General features: G+C 45.5%; 1 protein-coding gene. It reads left to right on the forward strand.

Features of this window, described 5'->3' with window-relative positions; translation table 11 throughout:
- The first annotated feature begins 25 nt into the window (after nucleotides 1-25).
- A complete protein-coding gene (locus ACLLO5_RS15870; RefSeq protein WP_413171470.1) occupies nucleotides 26-24,787 on the forward strand; it encodes a DUF4347 domain-containing protein in 24,762 nt (8,253 codons plus the stop codon).
- The last annotated feature ends 47 nt before the right edge of the window (nucleotides 24,788-24,834 follow it).

Consider the following 24,834-nt stretch of genomic DNA (forward strand, 5'->3'; position numbering starts at 1 on the left):
TAAATATTCAAGGAGAACAAAAACAATGGATGATACTCATGGTGGCATTGATTTAACACTTTCAAATCAATTACATATACATAATATTGTAAATCCACCAACTGCTCCCTATGGACTGGAAGCAACATCAAGCTTTATTGGAGGAGGAACATCCATTGTAAGTAATCAGATTATTTTTATTGATCCGAGTGTCAAAAATTATCAGCATTTGCTAACTGGTGTAGTTCCGAATACAGAAGTCATCGTCTTGAATGGAAACCAAGACGGAATTAGCCAGATAGGAGACTTTTTAGCACAGCAGAATAATGTTTCAGCCATTCATATTGTCGCTCATGGTCAGCCGGGAATTGTACAACTGGGAACAACCCAATTAAGTAGTAACAATTTGGCAGATTATGGCAATCAATTACAAGCATGGGCAGGTGCTTTAACTGAGGATGCAGACATTCTTTTTTATGGCTGTAATATCGCACAGGGAGAACAAGGATCTGTTTTTGTAGACGGATTGAGTACACTCACGGGGGCTGATGTTGCAGCATCAGACGATCTCACTGGTGCATTTGCTCTCGGTGGAGATTGGGATTTGGAAGTCAGTCAGGGAGAAGTTGTCACTCCAGTTGCTTTCGAGAGCCAAACATTGCAGACTTATGATGAATTATTGGCAGTAAATGTCAGTCTGACGGGCAACACTGCAATGTTTACAGGAGATGGCAGCAACGATTCCCTATATCTGCGAGTTAATGCCAGTAACCAATTAGAATTTAGTACCAATGGGAATAGCTTTTCCAACGATTTGAGTGTTGTAGGAGGTCTTCAGCCTCTAGTTATCTCCTCCGATGTTGTCATCAATGTCAACTTAGGAGGTGGTGCAGATAATTTATATATTGACCAATCTTTAAATAATGCCCTGACCAGTTTTAACGCCAGCCTCAGCTTTACTGATACTCAGGGAAATAATGACAGCCTTTTCGGTTCAAACATTAATAACACTTGGACAATTACCAATCCCACAAACGCTATTGGTAATCTCAACAATGTCATCAATTTTTCTGGAATTGAAAATCTCATTGGTGGTAGCGGTATAGATACCGTGATTACGGATGCGTTGACAACAGCCTGGAATCAAGTTAGTGGCTCGCTAACCAACGCTTATAAAATCGTCAGCACCGAAGTAAATAATGCTGCGGGTGTTGTAGTCAGTGAAGTTAACAGTGCGATCGGTGTGACTGGTGATGTCATTAATGACATTGAGGCATTTTTAGATAATTTAAGTGACGATCTTGTTAGTATTGGCTCTGATTTAACCGAGTTTATTAACGCCGGAGTTTCCCAACTGGAAGGATTCATTGATGGGGCTGTCAATGCGTTCATTAACGGTGCAAACTATGCCCAAGTTCTTTATACCAGTTCCATCAACGCAGCTAATCTATTTATTGAAAATGTTATTGCTAAGGCGAATGATGATTTTCTCTTCAGTAGCATCAATTCTGCCCATGTGACGATTCAAGCCAGTCCCATTTTATCTGACGATTTGATTTTAGAAAGAATTCAACCAGGTAACTTAAGGGTTAGAACGGTTACAAATAGCGACATTATTGACTTTAAAGACCCAACTGAATCTTTAACAATTAATCTTGGTTTAGGGGATGATAAAATCACCGTCTCGCCACTGACTCTGAATGCTTCCCTAACTATCAACGGCGGTTTTGGACTCGATCCGACTCTTCCCTTCGTAGATTTCCTAGATGGCAGCGATACAGTTATTTTCTCCGGCGACTTAAACCTGCTGGGCAAAAATTTAACAGTGTTGACAGAAAACATTACTGTTGACACAGGAGTAACCATTTCTACTCAAAAATCAGGAGAAAATTCTGGCGATATTGACTTGACAGGTACGATAGTTAATATTAACTCGAATGCCAAACTCTTTACTCAGGCAGCTAACGATAAAACCTCTGGTAACATTTCTATAACTGCCAATGTTAAGGACTTTTCCGGAATTTCTCCCATTGATGTTTTCCCCAGCGAAGATGTGAGCATTAATATCGCATCGGGAGTAGAGATCGAAGGCGGTGAAATTAGCATTGAAGCGGAGAAAGAAAGCCAAACAGGTATTCTGCCCATTCTAATTGTCTCCCTCCAGTCCAAAGAAGCAAAAATTAATATTGAAGGCGCAACCATTAAAGGTGATTCCGTCAGCATTAATGCTAATGCCAGCGACGCTAATATCCTCGAAGACGAGGCAACCTTAGTTAATAATTTAGCAATTCAACCCTTAATCAATTTACTTGATGTAGCAGGATTAGCACTAACTGCGGTGGGCGCACCAGCCATCTTGTCTGCGGTTTCTGTCTCCATGCGGAAGTCTGCGGCATTAGTCAGTCTCACCAACACACAAATTATTAGCGATGGTGATGTGAGTATTGGGACGGAGAACTCCGTTAGTAGCGTTGCTTCAGCCGGAGGAGGATTAGAACCAGCTAGAAGAGGCAGGTATAGCGCCAATGTGGATTCTTTCCCCTTTAGTGCTGGTTACAGCAAAGCCGAAGGTTCAGCACAAACCCTACTGAGTGGGACAACCTCAATTCAAGCGGGTGGCAATGTTGAAATCACCTCCAATGCCGAAACCACAGCCGAAGTAGGTGCTAGTACCGCCGTCAATTCCAGTTTGAAGGCCAGAGGCACAAGAACGATCGCCAATCCCACCCAAGCTTTTGGGGTGAGCGTTGCTGTCACTGAGTCGAGTACCACTTCCAAAGCGATTATTGGCGATAATGTCTCAATTGTTGCCGATGGCAATGTGAAAGTGGGGGCGACGGGAGAATCTAACCTCGAATCAAAATCAGGAGTAGCCGTCTTTATTGATGGTAGTGGTGCATTAGGGGTAGCTGTTGGTTCAGATACAGTAGATATTCAATCAATAGTCAATGGCAAAATCACCGCCGGATCAGTACAACAACAAGGGGTAGATTTAACTACTGGCATTGATACTACCAACAACACGATTACCCTACCCAACCACGGACTAAAAACTGGGGACGAACTGTTGTATATTGCCGCCGATCCCAACAATCCTGATACTGCCTTAACGGCGATTGGTGGTCTGACAAGCGGCAAAACCTATAAGGTAATCGTCATAGATGAAAATACCCTTCAGTTAACGCTAGGCGATACCATTCCCCTAAATTTCAGTCGTTCTGCTGGAGTCGATCCCGATGCGATTCAAACCCTGAATCGTCGTGATTTTCTGACTTTCGATCCAGCAACCGCAGTCAATGCAACTACTGACAGAATTACAATTCCCGGACACCAATTCACCAACGGCCAGATCGTAGATTATTGGCTGGGGAATGAAGACGCAAAAGTAATTTCTGGTTTGTCTAACCAGGAAAATTATGCAGTGGTTAATGTTAGCGGCGATTCTTTCCAATTAGCCGTTCTCGATAATACCGTACCAGGGGCAACTAACCAAACGGTGATCCTCAACGGTCAAACCTACTACATCATCAATCTAGAACCACCTAGTCAAACCAGCACTGTCTTCACTTTCGACCCCACAGGAACATCAAGTATTCCGGCAAATACGACAATTGACGCAAATACCGATGAAATCATCTTCAGCAGTGCTAACAGTTTCTCCACGGGACAAAAGGTAAGATATTCCAATGGCGGCGGTAGTAATATTGGTGGTTTGAGCAATAATACCGATTATTACGTCATCCGCGTTTCTGGATCTAACGATCGCATTCAACTAGCCACCAGCTACGAAAATGCGATTAATGGGGTATTTATTAATAACCTGAATGCTACGGGTGTAACGGGAACTTCCCACAGCTTTACAGGACAGCATCAACACATCTTCGCCTTTGAAGAAACTGCCCTCTCCTTCAAACCCAGCGAAGCCGTCAATAACGACAATGGCACAATTACCTTCAACCAAGATCACGGTTGGAAAACAGGAGATGCAGTAGTTTACCGCACCGATGCCACAGTTAAAAAAGAAACAGGGATGACGCGCTTCTCTAACTTTGCACTAGGCAATGCCACCCTGACTTTTGATCCCACAAGTTTGGTTGAAGAAGACCCCAGCATCGACGTTAGCAATAATCTGATTTTCTTCAATGAAATCCACAATTTTGTCACCGGACAACGGGTGAGATACTCCAACGGTGGCGGTAGTAATATTGGTGGTTTAAGTAACGATACTGATTATTTTATTATTAATAGTGGCGATAATAACATTAAACTGGCAACCACCCGCGCTAATGCCTTGGCGGGAGTAGCGATTGACATCACCAGTATCGGTACAGGTACTGCCCACAGTTTCCAAACCAAGGCGGTCGATCTGGCTGATAATTTGTTTGTGATCGAAAACCACGATTTCCAAACAGGCCAGAAAGTCACCTACGTCACCGATGGCGGTAATCCAGTTAGCGGCTTAACTAACCAAAGTGAATACTATGTCATCCGCATTAACGAAAACATCTTTAAACTAGCAACCTCTCGTGCTAACGCCTCCGCAGGAGTAGGAATTGATCTGACTGGTGCGGGTACGGGTACTTCCCACACCTTCAAAACAGATGTATTCGTTTCCCTGTTTGACCCATCCCGCACCGTGCCGGTTGTTGATACAGTCCAAGATACCTTAGAACTGAAGAATCATGGACTGACTAATGGCGAAAAAGTTACTTACTACAGCAGTGATGGCGATCCGATTCCTGGATTAACCGATGGTAGCGAGTACACCGTTATTGTCGTTGATGCTAACCACATTCAATTTGCCGATACCGACCCCAATACGCCTTTAGTAGCCTTACAACTAGGTGACGGCTCATCCACTGGTATCACTCTGCAATATTTAACAACAGATACTAAAACGATTGAGTTTGATCCTTCTATACGTCCTGTCATCGAAGGTAGTACCGACACCACTATTTTGATGTTCGGACATAAATTTGAGACAGGCGATCGCATTACCTATCTGACCGGAGGCGGTACAGCCATTAGCGGATTAACTGATGGTAAAGAATACATTGTTATCCGTATTGATGATGATAATTTCCAACTAGCCGATCCCAATAGCCCCAATACACCGATCACCATGACACCAGGGGTAGCTACAGGGGAAAATCACGGCTTCGAGCGAGTTTCTACGGCAAATAGAGGCGATTTACCCCTAGATGGCTTAATTAGCAATGAAATTTACTATGTCGTTAAAGTTGACGATCGCACCATTCGCCTCACAGATTCACCCATCACAGCCCAGGCGGCTGCACCTATAGATTTAACACTAACTTCTGGACAAACAGGAACTCATATCTTTGCTGTACCTGGTGAAGAACCTGGTATATCAATTGTAGCAGAATTAGAATCTGATAACCGTAGTATTACAGAATCTACTATTGGCGGTATTCCTACCCTCACCGACTATCTAGCGGGAACTGTTGCTCCCGAACCGAAAGCAGTTAAAGGACTAATCGCCGGAGCAAGCGCCTATCTCAGACCGAATAAAGGGTCTACTTTTAGTATTAACGCTGCCGTTGCTGTCAATTCCTTCGACCATAACGTCATAGCACAAGTTGGCTCGTCTGCCGTTTTAAAATCAGATGCCGATATTAATATCACAGCCTCAGCAGAACAGGCAGTCCAAGCCAATGCCCAAGGTGGTGTTTCTAATGAAGTTCCAAGCACTGGCGGTAAGGTAGTCTCCGGTACAGTGGCAGTTGCAGTCGGCAACTACGACACCACCGTCAAAGCCATAGTGGAAAGTGGAGCAAAACTGGATGCCAGCAAAACCATCTCCGTGACTTCAGATATCAGCTATCCTCTGTTAATTGATTCTCTACCCTTTAGTAGCGATCGCTTCGACCCTGGCGATCCTGACGACGGTAGCATTCAAGACGAACTCGCCAGTCTCTTCAACGGCAGATTCGGACTTGATAACATGATGAACACTTGGGCTGTCACCAAAAATAAAGCCGCCGCTGGACAGGCAGCCAAATTCAGCATTGCGGGTTCGATAGGTGTTTCTAGCTATCGCAATCAGTCAGAAGCAATTATTAAATCAGGTGCGTTAATTAATCAAGACCTCCTGTTGCGAAATGACGATCAATCCGTCGAAGTGGCTGCGAATACAACGATGGAATTAATTAACATCGCCGGTATCATCCAATTCGATGTCAAACCCGAACCAGGTGCGATCGCCCTAGCAATCAAGGCAAAAAGTTCTCCATTCTCTCTCTTCGGCAACGAAGCCGGAGTATTAGGAGTCGGCGGCTCGCTTTTAATTCAAACGCTAGAAAATCATACCATTGCCCTAATTGAAAATGGGGCTAAGATTTTTACTGGCAGTGATGGCTTGAGTGTTAGTGCTACAGAAAATATCTTCTCCCTAGATTTATCACAAACAGGTGGCAATTCTGGTCAATTTGGCATCAGTGGTAGTCTCTCCTTTGCCAATCAAAATAGCGAAACCATCGCCCAGATTGATAGCGGTACGACAGTAGTGGGTGGGGATGTGTCGGTAACAGCAACCAGCACAGCTGACCATTACAACATTGTCGGTGCAGTGCAGTTAGCCAAGAGCATCGGTGTGGGAGTCAGTATCGGCAGTACCACAATCACGCGAGATACAGCAGCGATTATTGGCAAACGCCGCACCGACAGCGATCCAAGTGTCGGAATTAACGGCACGAATTTCAATGTTACTGCTATTAACGTAGAAGCCACAAATACAGGCAAAATCTGGGGTATTGGCGTTGCAGGAGCAGTTGTTTCCGATATTCCCGTTGTGGGAATTCAGGTAGGAGCAGCTATCCCCCCCACAATTGGGGTAGGTATATCTGGGGTGATTGCCTTCAACAGCATTACCGACAGCACCCAAGCTTACATCAACGATAGCGGACTGTTTGATGTTAACGGCGGCGATATTACCGTTAAGAGTACCAACAGCACAGGAATTTTCTCTATTAGTGGTGCAGCCACCCTCGTCAAAGTATTAGCACCGGCAGCCGGAATTTCTGGTTCTTTCAGTTTCAACCAACTGAATATGAAGACCGAAGCCTTCATCGCTGGGGCAACTATTCAGGAGGGAAATAGCGTCACGGTAGAGGCACAGCGCACTGGTAGCGTCTTTGCTCTGACTATTGGCGTTGCCATTGCTGCTGCCACACCAGTCGGCGGTTTAGCTGGGGCGGGAACGGTTGCCTTATCTCTTTCGGAGAATCAAATTACTAGCAAGACTCGCAGCTACTTAAATGGCGTTGACGTTACCTTGCCTGGAGATATTAGCCTGACGGCAAGCGACCTTTCTGTGATCGAAGCGATCGCCATTGGTGGTGCTGGTTCGGGTGCTAGTGGTGCTGGTGGTGTCACGGGCGCATTGGCTGTAGCGGGTGGCATTACTACTAACGAGATTGATAATACCGTCGAGTCCTTTATTAAAAATAGTGGTGATACTAAGAAGGTTCAAGCTAATCAAGTCACTCTCACCGCCACCGATGATTCCACCATTCGGGCAGTAGCAGGTGGTTTTGCCATTGCGATCGCTGCGGGAGCAGGTGCTACCAAGGGAACTTTAGCAGTTGGTTTGGGCATTGCCAATAACAAGATTGGTAAAGGTAATGGACACGCAGTTCGAGCTTATATTGATAATTCCATTGTGATTGCTGAAGAAGATGTCATTCTCACAGCCATCTCAACGGCAACAATTGAAGCCCTGGCTATGGGTGGTGCGGGTGCTGGTTCTGGAGGTGCAGGTGGCGGTCTTACAGGTGCGTTAGCTGGTGCTGGTGCTGGTACACAAAACGATATTCAAATTGCGATCGCCGCCAGCATTACCAATAACAGTCAGGTAACATCAAATACTGGTGATGTTTCTCTGACAGCAACCGATAGTTCTACAATTAACGCCGATGCGGGTGGTATAGCCATTGCGATCGCCGCTAGTTTGGGTGCAGGAGCGAAGGGAGCAGCATCCATCGGCGCAGCAGTCTCTACAAATACAGTTAATAACAGCGTTAAAGCTCTCATTGACGACTCGGAAGTAACAGCCCAAAGTGATGTAATTCTGAATGCGACCTCAACAGCCACTATTGACGCTCTCGCCCTTGGTGGCGCGGGTGCAGGTTCCGGTGGTGCAGGTGCAGGATTAACAGGCGCACTAGCAGGAGCAGGTGCGGGTACGATTAATACCATTAACCTGGAAATTGAAGCCAGCATTACTAATAACAGTCAGGTAACAGCAGATACTGGTGAAATTTCTCTGACAGCAACCGATAGTTCTACGATTAACGCCGATGCTGGTGGTGTGGCAGTTGCCATTGCTGCTAATTTAGGTGGTGGGGCGACAGGATCGGGTGCGATCGGGGCAGCAGTCTCGACAAATACAGTTAATAACAGCGTTAAGGCTCTCATCGACGACTCGGAAGTCACAGCTAACAGCGATGTCATCTTGAATGCTACCTCGACAGTCACCATTGACGCTTTCGCCCTTGGAGGTGCAGGTGCAGGAGCAGGTGGTGCAGGTGCAGGATTAACAGGCGCACTAGCAGGAGCAGGTGCAGGTACGATTAATACTATTAACCTGGAAATTGAAGCCAGCATTAAAAATAACAGTAATGTCATAGCAAATACTGGTGATGTTACCCTCACCGCCCTCGATACATCTCAGATTAAAGCTGATGCGGGTGGTGTAGCTGTTGCCATTGCTGCCAGTGCAGGTACAGGTGCGGCTGGATCGGGTGCAATTGGGGCAGGACTGGCGAAGAATACCGTCGCGAATACAGTGGCTGCCTTCTTTGATAATTCCTCAGTAGAGGCAGCAGACAATATCGATCTGACAGCTACAGCTAAATCCCAAACCGATCAAACCTTCAACTTTGAGAAAACTGCCGTTAATTCCACAAACAACAGCATTACCCTAGCCAACCACGGACTGAAAACAGGCGATCGCGTGATTTATCGCCATCTTGGCAGTGCAGGGCAACAATTAGGCGGATTAGAAGAAGGTCAAAGTTATTTTGTCATTAAAGTTGATGACAATACTATTAAGCTGGTAGCAACTAATGCCGAAACTACTGCCAGTGAGCCAGCCGTTATTGATCTGACAACTGATACAGCAGGAACTAATCACCGCTTTGAAACCCTCAAACCAAAAATTCAGGCATTAGCGATCGCCGGAGCCGGAGCCGGAGCCGGTACAGCAACGGGCCTATCTCTAGCAGGTTCTGGCGCAGGAGCAGAAGCTAATAATACAATTAGTAATGTTGTCGAAGCCTATATCAAAGACAGTGAAAATGTGAATGCTGGCGATTCAGTCAACCTAGATGCCAGTGACGACTCCACGATTCAAGCAGATTCAGGTGGCTTTGCTGTAGCCATTAGTGTCACAGGTAAGGGTGCAGCAGGGGCGCTATCTATCGGGGCTTCTCTCTCCAATAACACCATTAATAACAGTGCGATCCGAGCGAGGATCATTGATTCTACCGTTACCGCAGTCAATGATGTTAACCTGAGTGCAATTTCCGCCGCCCAAATTGATGCCCTAGCCATTGGCGGTTCAATATCCGGTGCAGGTTCTGGTGCTGGATTGGCAGGTGCGTTAGCAGGTGCAGGGGCAGGATCAGCGAATACAATAGCCGTAGCAATCACTGCCAGCATTGAAGACAGCACAGTGAACGCAACTAACGGTGATGTTGACCTACTGGCGGTAGATACTTCCACCATTAAAGCCGATGCCGGTGGTGTAGCGATCGCAGTTGCTATTAGTTTGGCAGGTGCCACAGGTGCGGCTTCCATAGGACTGGCCATCAGTGAAAACAATATTACTAATACCACCCAAGCATTTATTGATAGCTCCACAGTCAATGCCCAAAGCGATGTTGATCTCGATGCCAATTCGACGGCGGAAATTAATGCCTTTACCTTTGGCGGAGCCGGCGCAGTCAGTGTCAGTGGGGCAGGAGTGGCTGGTGCGGCTTCAGTAGCCGGCGCTGGTTCGACTAACACCATTGACAATGTGATCGAGGCTTATATTCTCGATAGTCCTGGTGTCAAAGCCAATCTTGGTTCAGTCAGCTTGAATGCGACTGATGAGTCTGCGATCGCTGCCACTGCCCACGGCGGTAGCGTCGCTATATCTGGTAGTGGTACTGTCAGTGTCTCCCTCAGTATCGCTGCGGTTGATGCTAATAATACCCTCAGCAACCAAGTCCGCAGCTTTATCGACAATTCCACTGTGGAAGCACTGAACGAAACTGTAATAATTGTTGCCAATAGTAATAGCAGCATTGATTCCGAAGCCGTCGCTGCTTCTGTGGGCGGGGCGATCGCCCTGTTTAGTGGTGGCTTCTCCGGTGCAGGTGCGGGGGCTACTAACACCATTAGCAATACCATCGAAGCCGCAATTAAAGACAATAGTAATGTGACAACTCGTAATACTCTGCGAGTTACTGCTACCGATAATTCTAGTATTAACTCCGATGTCGGCGCGGGTTCTTTAGCCTTTGGGGCAGTGGGCGGTTCCATTGGCGTTTCTGTCACCGATAACACCATTAATAACAACGTCAGGGCATTTGTTGACGGTGTAGCAACGGTAAATGAAGGCAACGTTGAGATTACGGCTGATTCCACTGCCACTGCCAACAGTTTCGCCATTGCCACCTCCATCGCCGCTAGTGTTGCCGGAGGCTTTGCCGGGGCGGGTAGTGATGCCAAGACGACTATCAGCGGGACAGTAGAAGCTTATTTAGGTACGGCAGGAAGGTTAAATATCGGTGCGATCGCAGGTGATGCGATCATCAAGGCAACTTCCAACCAAACCACCACAACTAAAGCGATCGGCACTGCCATCAGTCTCGGTAGTGTTGGTCTTGCTGTTGGTGTCACCTCAGCAGATACTACCCTGAATGGAACGACAAAAGCCTATCTCCAAGGCTATTTAGCGTCAGCCAACGATGTCACGGTAGAAGCACAAAATATCGGCACAGCCACCACCGAAACCTTTGCCCTATCTGCCGCCCTGGGCTTCATCTTCAATGTTAGCGGTACAGGTACAAAAGCCACAGCGAATATTACCCCCACAGTCACAGCTTATGTAGTCGTTCCTACCGTTCTGACAATGAACCTGACTGGCGATCTCAGCGTTAAAGCTGTGGCGGAGTTAGCATCCCAGACTAAAGCTCAAGGTGTTGCCGCCTCTACAGGCGCAGGAATTGGTTCTTCTCAAGCAACTGTAACAGTGGCTGCTAACCTTGATGCCTACGTGGGCGGTAGGATTAACGCCAGAAACTTGGCAATTGTAGCTAATTTATCGACAGAAAAAGCCCAAGCCTTTGCCTCTGGTTCGTCGGGTGGACTGTTGTTAGGTGTAGATTCTACTAGCACCAATGTTGTCAACAACAGCAGCACTCACAGCTACGTTCTCGATAACGCCAACCTCAATATTATTAACGCCACCAATGTCACGGCGATTAGCACTAACAATCAAAAAGCTGAATCTAATAGTGCTGCTGGTGGCATCATTTCCGTAGGAGTTAGTAAATCTAATATTTCTACTAACACCAATACCGAAGCTTATTTCGGTTCGGGAGTTAAACTAATTGGGGCAACTTTGAATATTTCGGCGGTGGGAGAAGATACCAATTTAGCCCTCACCACAGCTGGTAGCGGTGGTATTGCGGCGGGAACAAGTGCCAGTGCTACCACTACCAATACCAGCACCACTATCGCCAAAATTAAAGACGATTTATCAGGCAATAACAGCAACACCATCGACATTGATTTGAGTAGTCGAGGTGAGGGAAATCTAACGATAGGGGCAAAACACACCGCCAACTTCGATACCCAAGTGAAAACGGGCGCGGGTGGCGTAATTGCTGGTAGCGGTGCAACCAATAATAATCAAGTGATCTCCACCGTCGAATCAGGAGTTGGTAATAATGTCAACATTAAGGCCAAAGATATCGCCATTAATGCCATCAATCGTGTCAGAAAGAACTTGGTTGATGGGGAAAATCTCAAAGGAACAACGGGCGGTTTAGCTAGTGGTGCGGGTGCGGATAGCGAAACCACCCTCAGCTTGAATACCTTAACCACAGTGGGTGATAACGCCATCCTCACAGTAGTAGGCAATAATGCCAGTAACGATACCATCACCTTGCGATCGCTCAACGATATTAATGTCACCGATAAAGTCACCCTGATTACAGGTGGAGCAGTATCGGGTGCGGATGCGTCGGCTACAGTTCGCAGCTTGAGCGACTTAGCTCAAGTAAAAGTAGGTACAGGTGCGACTCTACAAAGCACAGGCGGTATTGATATCTCCGCCAGAGGAGAGGGTGATATCAAGATTCAGGTGAACGCCGAAACCTATGGTATTGGTACAGTAGCGATCGCCAATTCTAAAATCGATCTCAAACCTATCAACGAAATTGCGATCGGCAATAATGCCAAGATCCGCGCTGGTGGCAACCTCAACTTGTCGGCAGGAACGGATACAAACTTTAACCGCGATGCATATACCCTAGAATCCCGCACCGATACCTTTGCCGGTAGTGCCATTCCCATCGAATCTATCAATGCCGAAGCCTACTTATTGCAGGAGAATCAGATTACCGTTGCGTCGGGAGCTATCTTAGAAACCGCCAGAGATGCCAAACTCCACGCCGAACGAGACGGATTTGCTAATTTGATAGCCCAAGCTAAAGCAGTGAACTGGTTCAACGCTTTGGGTAATGCTATTGATAAATTAGCAGGCGGCGGCGGTGTCGAGCAGTATCAAGGATTCTCCAAGAGTGAAGCTCATGGCACTGTGCAAGTAGATGGTACGGTTCGGACAGGCATTAACCGCAATCTCATCCTAGAACTTAACCGTTGGGATCGCGATAGTGGTACAATTACTGACTTTACTAAGAGCGATGGTATTAACTTCACCGTCACCAAGGAAAAAGTTCAGTCCAATCTGGAAAAAGCTTTAGAACAAGCCAAGGCTGAGTTAATTAAGTACGGGGATACAAACCCCACCCTCAAGACCTTCTATGAGAATGAAATTGCTCGCATCCAAGCCGCATTGGAAGCAGAAGGGTTATTACAAAGAGGCGGCCCCAACGGTTTGATCAATCGGGTGGAACAATATGCGATTACCGTCACCATTGACCCAATCTTGGCTCAGGCAGGGACAATTGATATCCGTAGCGACCAACTCCAAGGCAACGGTGTCTTTGATGCTCCTGGTGATGCCAGCGTCAATATTCTCAACCATACACCCGCTTTCATTAAGATTCTCGGTATTACTATTCCAGAACAGAATGGTGGTCTGTTCCTGAATGGGGTTGAGGTATCAGCAGCAGGTTCTATCATTGATATTAAGGCAGCAATTAACGCAGAAAATAACCGCAATGCCGACAAGGACAACCAAAGCAACCTCAACGGCGAATCCTTAGTAGTAGCGGGAGTAGCTGCTTTCTCGAATATTATCGGTGGTGGTTCTGCCAACACACCGATCATTCGAGTTATCAACGATTTAAATGTCGCTAACATTACCAGTGATACCTATGCTTGGCCTGACATTACCATCTTGGGAGATATTGAGAATTTAGGCGGCGATCTGGTGTTGAGAACCCTGGCTACTGGCAAGGGAGACATTAACATTCAAGGTCGCATCCGCGTTAAAACTCAAACTATCGAGTCAGGTGGTAGCGTTACCATCAATCTCCCTGGTGAGGGGACATCCTTCCCCGTTGCAGGTGAAGACTATGCAAAATGGCTACCAGTAACGGGTGGAGATGGCACAGAAGCGGCGACGAACGCAGGTATCGACAGTATTCTCAACCAAATTCCCACCAATGTTAGTCTGTTTGGCGATCGCATCTTTATCAATGCCGAATATGTCAATGTCAACGGCATCATTCAAAGTGGTAAGTCGGATTACAAACTTACTTTAGGTGCGGAGACAATTCAAGAAATTGACGATCTTCTCGAAGCTGGCATAACGGGCATTGTCACCCTCCAGACCATTACCAACAAAGACTTCTTGGTTCGTTACGATGTAGCGAATAACCAAATTATCCTAGAAGAACTGCGGGTAAGTGGTGGTTTTATTGATATCACAGGACATATTCTCAACTCTGCCAACGGAGAAATCCGCGTTTTGGGCGGTTACGGTGACATCCAAGTTACCAACAACACACCTTATGAGTTAGTAATTAAGCGTCTGGATGTTTCCCAACGCGGGGATGGAACGCTCATCCTCAAAGATAAGGCTAGGGGAACGAGTGCTAATCCCTTCGTGACGATTTATCAGAAGACCGCCAATGGCGTAACTATTACCGAAGGTTCTACCGTTAGACAAGGTACTGACAATTCAACCTACAATCCCAAGTCTGGTTGGCGTTATGGTTGGTCAATTGGTGAAGAAACCCGCGAACGCACAACAACTACTTATGGCAGTTCCGCTTGGCTTGGTATCGATGCCTTAGCTGCCGATCCCGATACGGTTGTAGGTACGCCCGTAGTCGAACAGATTACTGAACCTCAGTTACTACCAGAAGGATCTTATTACTTCTTAGATGCTAACAATACAACCCGCTACGACTTTGTTAACCCCGAACCCGTGACCCTCGCCCAAAGAACCTATACGGGAGACAGTTGGACAGAAAGTACATGGTACGGAACGAAAACCTACTATCAACAGGTTATTAGCGAAACTAGACAGCAAAAAATTTATACCCACACCATCGAAGCCGATCGCGCCATTAAGATTAACTTTATCGGCTATAACGAAGGAGCGATCTCGGTACAGTCCCAAGGAAATATTCTCCTCGATGGACCCATCCTCAACCCCACTGGCACAACTAGCCTAGTTTCCGCTCAATCCATTGAACAAGGCAGCGATACTGGATATGTAGGCGGTCGTCGCATCAATCTAACCGGAAATCAGGGAATTGGTACAAAACGAGCGATTCAGACCGATGTTACTGGTACAAACTATCCGGGTACGACGATTGACGATAGTGCTACTGCTAGTTTGACAGCCACAACCATTAACGGCACAATTCAAATCTCGGAAATCATTGGCGATTTGAAAGTCGATACCATTACCGCCGGCGGTAGCAAGGATGTCACTATCACAGCCCAGGGAGGAATTAAGAAAGCTAATCAAGGACTCATTAGCGGTGGCTCAATTACCCTGAATGCTGAAGGTGGCGGTATTGGAGCAAGTGGTCAATCAATCATCCTCGATTCCGGTACTAACCTCAAAGATAAAGTGAATATTACCGCTACGGGTGATATCTTCCTGAGAGAGCAAACAGGCGATCTCCGCGTCGAACGCATTGAAACTACGGGTAATATCACAATTGAAGTCAGTAATGGTAGTATCGTCGATGCCAATCAGACAGCCCAAAGGGACGATCGCACCATCGACGAACTCAAAGCCGGGGTTTGGAGTGATTTACAACTGACAGCAGGAACGGGAGCTACGGAGAAGATTAATGAAACCATTAGTGCCTTTGCCCAAACCAAGGAACAGGAATATAACACCTATTGGCAATACCGCAACACCCAAGGAAACCCCTCAATTTACGACAGTAATCACCAAGTCACTCTCACTGACGTAGAAGCGGTATTCTATAACAACTTCTACCGAGAACAAGGCATTACCCAAGGTTTGAGCGGTGCAGCCCTCGATCAGTTCGTACAGAATGCCATCACCACCATAGAAAACTCCCGTACTCTGCAATACCATACGCTCCATGCTCAATACGGACAGTTTGGTAATACCTTGAACGAAAACTTCACCTATACCTTAACGGCAGCAGAAGATGCTGCTTTGAGAGGCAGTATTAAGGTTTGGACAGAAGAAGAATTAATCTATACCCTCAGTGCTGGTTTACTCAAGGCTGTATCTGATACCCAGGTCAGCATCGAAGACCCGAATATCATCGGTAATAATGTCACCTTAATTACCTCCAAAGGCGTTGGTAAGAGTGATGGTCAAACCGTCATTGATCTTTCAGTTCAACCTGTACGACTGACAAGCGACGATCGCATTAAGTTGGCAGCGGCAGAACGAGATGATCTCATTTACCTTGGTGGCGATCCGATCACCACTACAGTTAACTTTACTAATAATGGCTCGGCAGATACGATTACCCGCACAGATGCTGGTAGTTGGATTAGTGATGGTTTCCAAGCAGGTATGTATATCTTCATTGGTGGTAACTCTAACAACGCCACCGATGACGGACAATATTATCAGATTGCTAATGTCACCGCCGCCACCATTACTTTAACTGCCTCTGCTAGTCTCAGTGATGAATCAGGCGTGAGTGTAACCATTGCCCCAGTTGTCTTAGATCCGAGTGCGTCCGGTGCTGTGGTAACGGCGGTGATTATTCAAGAACGAGAAGATATCGACGTTGATGCCCTGGAAAATATTAGTGTTACAGCAGGTGCTGATGTCTTCTTAGGCTCAGAACTCAATATTAATCTGACTCAAATCCAGGCACAAGACCAAGTAAGGATTAAGAGTGGTCAAAGTATTCTCAATGGTGGTGCTACAGGAACTATCAATGTCATCAGTAGTAACCTCATCCTCGAAGCCGGACAAGGTGCAATTGGTACAGCAAGCGATCGCCTGGACATCAATCTTACCCCCACTGGAACACTGACTGCTCGCGCTAATGATGACGTTTATATCTCCGAAGTGTCAGGGAATATGAACCTAGAAGGGGCATTCTCGAAGACAGGTGGCGTATATCTACAAGCACAGGGTTCTATCGTAGATGCCCTGAACCACGACTTTACGAAGATCCAAGCCAATCGCATCGAACTAACCGCTGGACAAAATATTGGCGAAAATGGCGATCATCTGGAAATTGATATCGTCGGTGCAGGAACGTTAACAGCAACAGCCAACAATACTATTTGGATTGCGGAAACCTTTGGTGATCTCAACATCCGTAACGTTCTTTCACGTACTGGAGATGTCAATCTCCGGGCGCAACTCTCCATTTTGGATGCAGTTGACTTGAATAATCCCCTCGATCCTAATTCGGGAGATGATACCACCCTACCAGCCAGCAAACCGAAAGCCGATATTATCGGTAATAACATCTCTTTGAGAGCAGTTCTCGGTGGTATTGGGGTGAGTGGTAATGACCTCGATATTAACAGTGCCTTCTCTGCTGCGGGAACACTAACAGCATCCAGTGGCTTTGCCAATATCTATATTATTGAAACCGTAGGCGACCTCAGTCTAAATCAGGTAGGCACGGGTGCAGGTGCCACAGCCTTTATTACCGTACCTGCTGGTAGTATCCTCGATGGCAATACCGACCCCAATGGCTTTAACATCATTTCTGGTAAGACTTTCCTCGTTGCAGCAAACAATATTGGAGCAGCAGAACGGAGAATTACCACTGAAATCGGCAATATTGAAGCCAAATCGACCGCAGGTAGCACTTGGGTAAGTAATACAGGTGCGCTAACTGTTGGTGGAGTCGTAGATTCAAGCGACCCTGGTATGGTTGCAGGTGGACAGATTAACCTGACTGCTGCTAGTCCAATTACGGTAACGGAAAATCAACTGGCAGGTGGAGCGATTACCATATTAGCTAATGATGATAATAACGATAGCGATGTCGATGGCACCGCTACACCCGTAGATGATGACGCTGACTTCTTGATTGTTAAGAGTGGTATCACCATTGAAAGTACAGGGTCTTACGTCAGGTTACTAGCAGGGGATGATCTCACCGTTGAAGCCGGAGCAATAGTGACAGCAGCTGATTATGTAGAATTGTACGGTGACTACCAAGGGGCTGTGGATGCTCCTGGCAGTATAATTCAGGTACTAGGTACAATTGCCGCAGGTACGCGCATTGACATCTATGGTGATGCAGATAGCGATCGCTTCTTATTAGACGGCATTCTCACGGCTGAGATAGTCAATCTCAATGCTGGTGCGGCAGAAGATGAAATCGTTACCTTGGGTACAATTACTGCTACAAACAGTATCAATTTCTCCGGTCAAGCAGGTGAAGACGAAATTAAGTTATGGGGTAATCTCAGTGCCACCGAAATAACTATTGATGCGGGTGCGGAAAACGATACGATCCTCTTCAATCCAGAAAATACTGAAGGCAATGCCCTCACTTTGGCAGGTCATACCCGCGTCTTAGGTGGTGCAGGTACAGACTTCATCCAAGTCTTTAAATTACCATCCCTAGATCCAGCTAGTCGGATTCTGCCCGGTCGCAATACCCCAGGGCGCGATACCCTAGACCTAGACGGACAAGGTGATAGCGATACATACGAAATCTCAATTACAGGTAATAACACAGATTACATCATCAATGTCTTCGATACAGGAGCTACGGGTGAAGATACCCTGACCGTTTACGGGACTCAGACGACAGATAATATCCTCATGCGTGCCAGCGATCGCGAATTTGTTGATGGCGGTGTAGCCTTTGTAGCAGCACTGCATGGCAATCCCACAACGGATGTGGAACGGATTAACTACAACAAAAATCTCGAACAGTTAACCGTGGATACCCAAGGTGGCGATGACCAAGTTACCCTAGATGATAACTGGACGGAAACTACAATCCGGGGTGGTGAGGGTGCTGATAAATTCCAAATTGGTCAAGTTTTCAAATCAGAACGAGATGCTGCTGCTGGAGTTGCCCCTGGTGATGAATTTGCAACGGTACTAACTTCACGTGGTTATTTGAGTAATGGTGTCAGCTTTGAAACCACCATAGATGGTAATCAAGGTAATGATGAATTTACAGTCTATCGCAACGTTGCTGTCCTGAATCTGAACGGTAATGAAGATGATGATACCTTTACAATTCGCTCCTTTGCCCTAGAAGGTTCTACAGATAGCAATGTGGAAACAGGTGGTGGAACAGATACCGTTGATTATGTTGCCAATGCACCAATCAATATTGATGGTGGATCGGGTACAGATATCGTCAGAATCATTGGTACAGAGTTTGCTGATACCTTTGTCATTACCAGTACAGGGGTGTTTGGAGCAGGTCGAGAAATCAACTTCACCAATATTGAGCGTCTAGAGATTTTAGGGGCAGAAGGTGATGATACATTCAACATACTCTCAACAGGCTCAGGTATTATTGTGGGAGCCTATGGAGGACTAGGCAGCGACTCCTTCAATATTGGTAGTGATACTCCTACAGTAAATGCAGGTACTGATGAAAATGGTTTGCCATTAATCTGGAATCCCACAAAAGGATCTCATGACCTCTCAACAATTCAAGGTGAATTAATCATTGATGGCTTCTATCCTGATGATGACTTTGACACCATTTCTCTAGCAGAACCAGTGTTGCTACCAGGGGAAACTAATCAACTAACTTCTTTAGGTAATGTTGTTAGTTATAACGGTACGGGAACTGGTGCGAGTATTGACACTATGGTGGTAGCAACAGATGATTTACTCACCGCTACAGGTACTACTGATCCTAGTCAATTGGCAACTCTATTGTTTGCTAGAACCTTAGAAATCAGTCGTGGGGAAGGTTTACGTCGTTTTTGGCAAATTCGTGATGCTGTTTCTGATATAGCTACAGGTTTGACTACCTTAACCTTAGAAAGTCCCAGTCAACCTGCACCACAATGGACATTACCAGATGGAAATAGCGAATATTCCATAGTAGATTTAGCTGCTACCTTCTTTGTTGATGAAGAATTGAGTCGTGATACGGTGACATTCTTCAATGATGGTAGTACCAGAAATGACCAGGGAACTTTAACAGAATCTACCCTCTCAGGTCTGGGTATGGGAGCAACCATCACCTATGGTAGTAATTTTGAAGTTGTGGAAGTTCTCTTAGGAAGTGGAAACGATAATTTCCAAATTCAAAATACTTCAGATGGAACAATTACTGCTGTTCATGGTGGTGGTGGAGATGATACTATCACGGCCTTGAATAGAGGTGGTTGGGATAACCGAGGAATTGATGCTTCTCTGGTGATCTTTGGTGATACTACCCAAGATGGTAGCCGTTACATTGGAACACCCAGTGAGGTAAATCCAGGATTTGCCCACAGTTTCAATAATCCAGGTAATGATAATATTGATGCCTCAAGAGTTAATAAGATAGTCAATATCTATGGTGGTGCTGGTAATGACACCATTAGAGGTAGTCAAGCTGGAGATAATTTAGCTGGTGGTTCTGGTGATGACGTTATCTACGGTAATGAAGGTGCAGACAACATTTACGGTGATTCTGGCTTTAACCTTGATTTAGCAACTAGAGATTTAACAATCCCAACTGTTGATAATAGTTTGCATCCATCTCGTGATTCCTTAACTGTTGGTAATGACATCATCGAGGGTGGTAACGCTAATAACATCATCTTTGGTGATCATGGCATTATTACCCAAACTGCGGGAACATCGAGAATATTAACCACTGGTAATGTTGTTCAGGTGCAAACTGTTAACCCCTCAACAGGTGGAAACGACACCATCATTACTGGAACTGATGAAGATTTGATCCTTGGTGGTTTTGGTGATGATACCATCAATGCTGGTGAAGGTAACAATATTGTTGTCGGTGACAACGGTAAAGTAACTCTGACAAATGGTTTAGCAGAAACTATCGAAACAACAGATGATAGCCTTGGTGGTAACGACACGATTACCGCAGGTGCAGGTGATGATGTTGTCATCGGTGGCTTTGCTGGAGATACCTTAAATGTAGGTGCAGGTAACAATACGGTTCTGGGTGACAATGGCAAGGTAGATGAATTTGGTAATTTGATTTACACTACTTCTCCAGCATTAACCAATGGCGATGATGTGATTACATCTGGTAGTGGTAAGGATGTGATTATTGCTGGTTTTGGTAATGATTCTGTTCAAGCTGGTGAAGGTAATAACATTGTTATCGGTGATAGCGGTAAGGTAATTCTGACAAATGGTTTAGCAGAAACTATTGAAACTACAGATGATAGCCTTGGTGGTAACGACACGATTACCACAGGTACAGGTGCTGATGTTGTCATCGGTGGCTTTGCTGGAGATAACATCAACGTTGGTGCAGGTAACAATATTGTTCTGGGTGACAATGGCAAGGTTGATGAATTTGGTAATTTGATTTACACCACTTCTCCAGCATTAACTAATGGCGATGATGTGATTACATCTGGTACTGGTAATGATGCGATTATTGCTGGTAATGGTAATGATTCTGTTCAAGGTGGTGAAGGTAATAACATCGTTATCGGTGATAGTGGCAAGATTACTTTAGTGAACAGTCAAGTCAAGACTATCGAAACAACAGATGATAGCCTTGGTGGTAACGACACTATTACCGCAGGTGCAGGTAATGATGTTGTCATCGGTGGCTTTGCTGGAGATAACATCAACGTTGGTGCAGGTAACAATATTGTTCTGGGTGACAATGGTAAGGTTGATGAATTTGGTAATTTGATTTACACTACTTCTCCAGCATTAACCAATGGCGATGATGTGATTACATCTGGTAGTGGTGAGGATGTGATTATTGCTGGTTTTGGTAATGATTCTGTTCAAGCTGGTGAAGGTAATAACATTGTTATCGGTGATAGCGGTAAGGTAACAAGTGCTGCTGGTCAAGTACATCGGATAGAAACCACAGATAGCAACCTTGGTGGTATTGACACCATTACCACAGGTAATGGTAAAGATATAATTCTGGGTGGCTTTGCTAACGACATTATCACCACCAATACAGGTAATGATATCGTCCTGGGTGATAATGGTTATATCAGTTACGTTGAATCTGATAACGACCCAGCAGATATAGACCGGATTCAGACTACCAATGTCAATGATGGTGGTAACGATACGATTGACTCTGGTGCAGGTAATGATATTGTCTTGGGTGGTATTGGCAATGACAATATCAACACAGGTGACAACAACGACCTGATATTTGGTGATAATGCTGTGGTTGAAGGTAATGTAGATGCGAACCTCCTACCACTATCAACCCTGAATAAACCCTTTACCTTTACTTCTATCGCAATCGGTAACGCACTTGGTGGAGATGACATTATTCGCGCTGGTGTTGGAAATGATATTGCGATCGCTGGTCAAGGTAATGATACTGTCTACGGTGAAGCGGGTGATGATGACATTATCGGTGGACACAATGTTGCTGGTGGTAACGATGGTAACGATACTCTAGACGGTGGTACTGGTAATGATGTCATTGCTGGTGATAATGCTTCTATTCTCCGTCGCGGTGATGCTTTAAGTTCTCGTATCCGTACCCTCAATAATGCAACTATTTACGATAGCAATGGCACTGCACAAGTAACTGGTAGTTCTCAAGTTAATCCCAAGGGTGTGGAAGAACGCACAATTGTTCTTTTTGATCAATCCAACACTCCCACACTCAACACCTTTGGTAATGACAACATTGCTGGTGGCGCACAAGATGATGTAATTTTCGGTCAATTAGGTGATGACACTATTCAAGGTGATGGTTCTGTTAACCTGGATTTAACTAACTCATCCGTTGAAGACTTTGCAGGTGTGGGAACTGATGGTGATGACTACATCGAAGGTAATGGTGGTAAAGATAGAATCTTCGGTAATTTGGGTCAGGATGACATTATCGGTGGTAGTTCCAATCTGTTTGGATTGACTTCACCCACCCAAAGACCAGATGATGTAGATACCATTTACGGTGGTGCAGGAACAGATACAAACCGGAATCATTTAGGTGATGAATCTGCTAACGGACACGGACGCGATGCTGACTACATTATTGGTGATAACGGTAATATCTTGAGATTGATTGGTTCTAACGGTCAATTCCTCACCTTTAACTATGATCTATATGGTTCTCTGAAAGTTATTCCTAGAGCGATTCAATTCCTAGATTACACTCTCGGTGGTGCAGCTACTGACATCGGTACAGGTGATGTAATTTATGGTGAATCAGGTGATGATGTGATTCACGGTATGACTGGTAATGATGTCATCTTCGGTGGAGGACAGGATGATGATATCTACGGTGGTACAGGAAGCGATCGCATTTATGGTGGTGCTGGTGAGGATGGTATTCTCGGTGATGACGGTAAGATATACACCAGTCGCAATGGTTTAACGGAAACTCTCTACGGTATCAATACCCCCAATTTAGAAACTAACATCTCTGTTCCTGGTCCATTTATCGGTGCTTGGATTTACATCTCCGGTCGCTTGAATAAGACAGTTGATTTAGCAGCTTGGGACGTTGGTGGTAATGATGTAATTTACGGTGGTTTAGGTGATGACTTCTTACATGGTGGTGCGGGTGATGATGCTGTTTCCGGTGCGGAAGCCCAAGCAGCCTTCTACAATAGCAATCCTGTTACCAATACCAATCCACTTGGATATGACCCCGTAACCCGCAAATTAGCCGCCTATGATGCTAATAATCCGATGAAACGGATTGAAGGCTTCTTCCTGAACTTTGACGCTGTGGATGCTACTGGTAATAAGATTAACGATGGTAAAGATTACATCTTTGGCGATTTGGGTCATGACTGGTTAGTGGGTGGTACACAAAACGATCGCTTATTCGGTGGTTTGGGTGATGATGTCCTCAATGCCGATGATAATCACGATACCGCTGGTGGATTGAATAACCAACCTGATACTGTCGAGTTTGCAGATCGTGATTTTGCCTTTGGTGGTGGTGGTTTAGATGTGCTGATTGCCAATACAGGAGGCGATCGCTTATTCGACTGGAATGGTGAATACAATAGCTACTTTGTACCATTCAGCCCCTTCGGTAATCCTACCGTTGTCCGTTCTCCATCTCCAGCAATTCAGCAATTCCTCCTCGATTTAGGTAGAGAAGCGGGTGCAGACAGAACCCTCACAGAACCTAATGGAGAACTAGGTCTAACCACATCAGGAGAAAACGGTTCACCCCGTGACCCCCAACCCGGTAACAGTAACGCTCAACGCGATACACAAGGTGCGCCAGAAGATGATAGAAATACGGCTATTCCTCTAACTGGTAATATTGTTCCCAACAGTGTACCCCTGATTACATCCCCAAACATTACCAACACTGTTGATGTCACCGTCAATAACATCGTCATTTCCGCAGATCCAGCTAATGCTAATCAGATGGCTTTATTTATAGGTGGTACTAACAGCGCAGATAATATAGAAGTCCGTCGGGGTAGCAGTGACTTAATGATTCGGGTAATTATTAATGGCGTGGTTCAGGGAGAATTTGCTAAAGGTAGCGGTGCTTCTACTATTGGTAAGATTGTGATCTACGGTAATAAAGGCGATGATAACATTACCATCAATTCTGACCTTGGTACTATCTCCACAGTCATCTACGGTGATGCAGGAAATGATACTATTCGCGGTGGTAACGGTTATAACGTCATCATTAGCGGTGAAGATAACGATATCATCTATGGTGGTGACAGCAAAGACATATTAATTGGTGGTGCTGGTCAAGATAATATTACTGGTAACAAAGATGATGATATCTTGATTGGTGGCACTTATAAATATTCCCAAGACCTGAATGCCCTAGCTGCTGTCTTGGCTGCCTGGATACAACCCCTTTCTTATACTCAGAGAATCAGTAATTTGAAGAATGGTATTGGATTCGATAGTATTTATGCTCTCAATACCTCCAACATCATTAATGACAATGCTATTGACACTTTAAGCGGCTTGCAGGGTCAAGATTGGTTCATTATCTCCAGTGGTGATCAAACTGACAATAAAGGCAACGAAACAGTCAATTAAAAGAATGCAGAATTTAGACAGGGAATTTATTCCCTGGCTAAACGAAT

This window comes from Anabaena azotica SJ-1 (assembly GCF_047275885.1).
GTDB classification, from domain to species: Bacteria; Cyanobacteriota; Cyanobacteriia; order Cyanobacteriales; family Nostocaceae; genus Trichormus_B; species Trichormus_B azotica_A.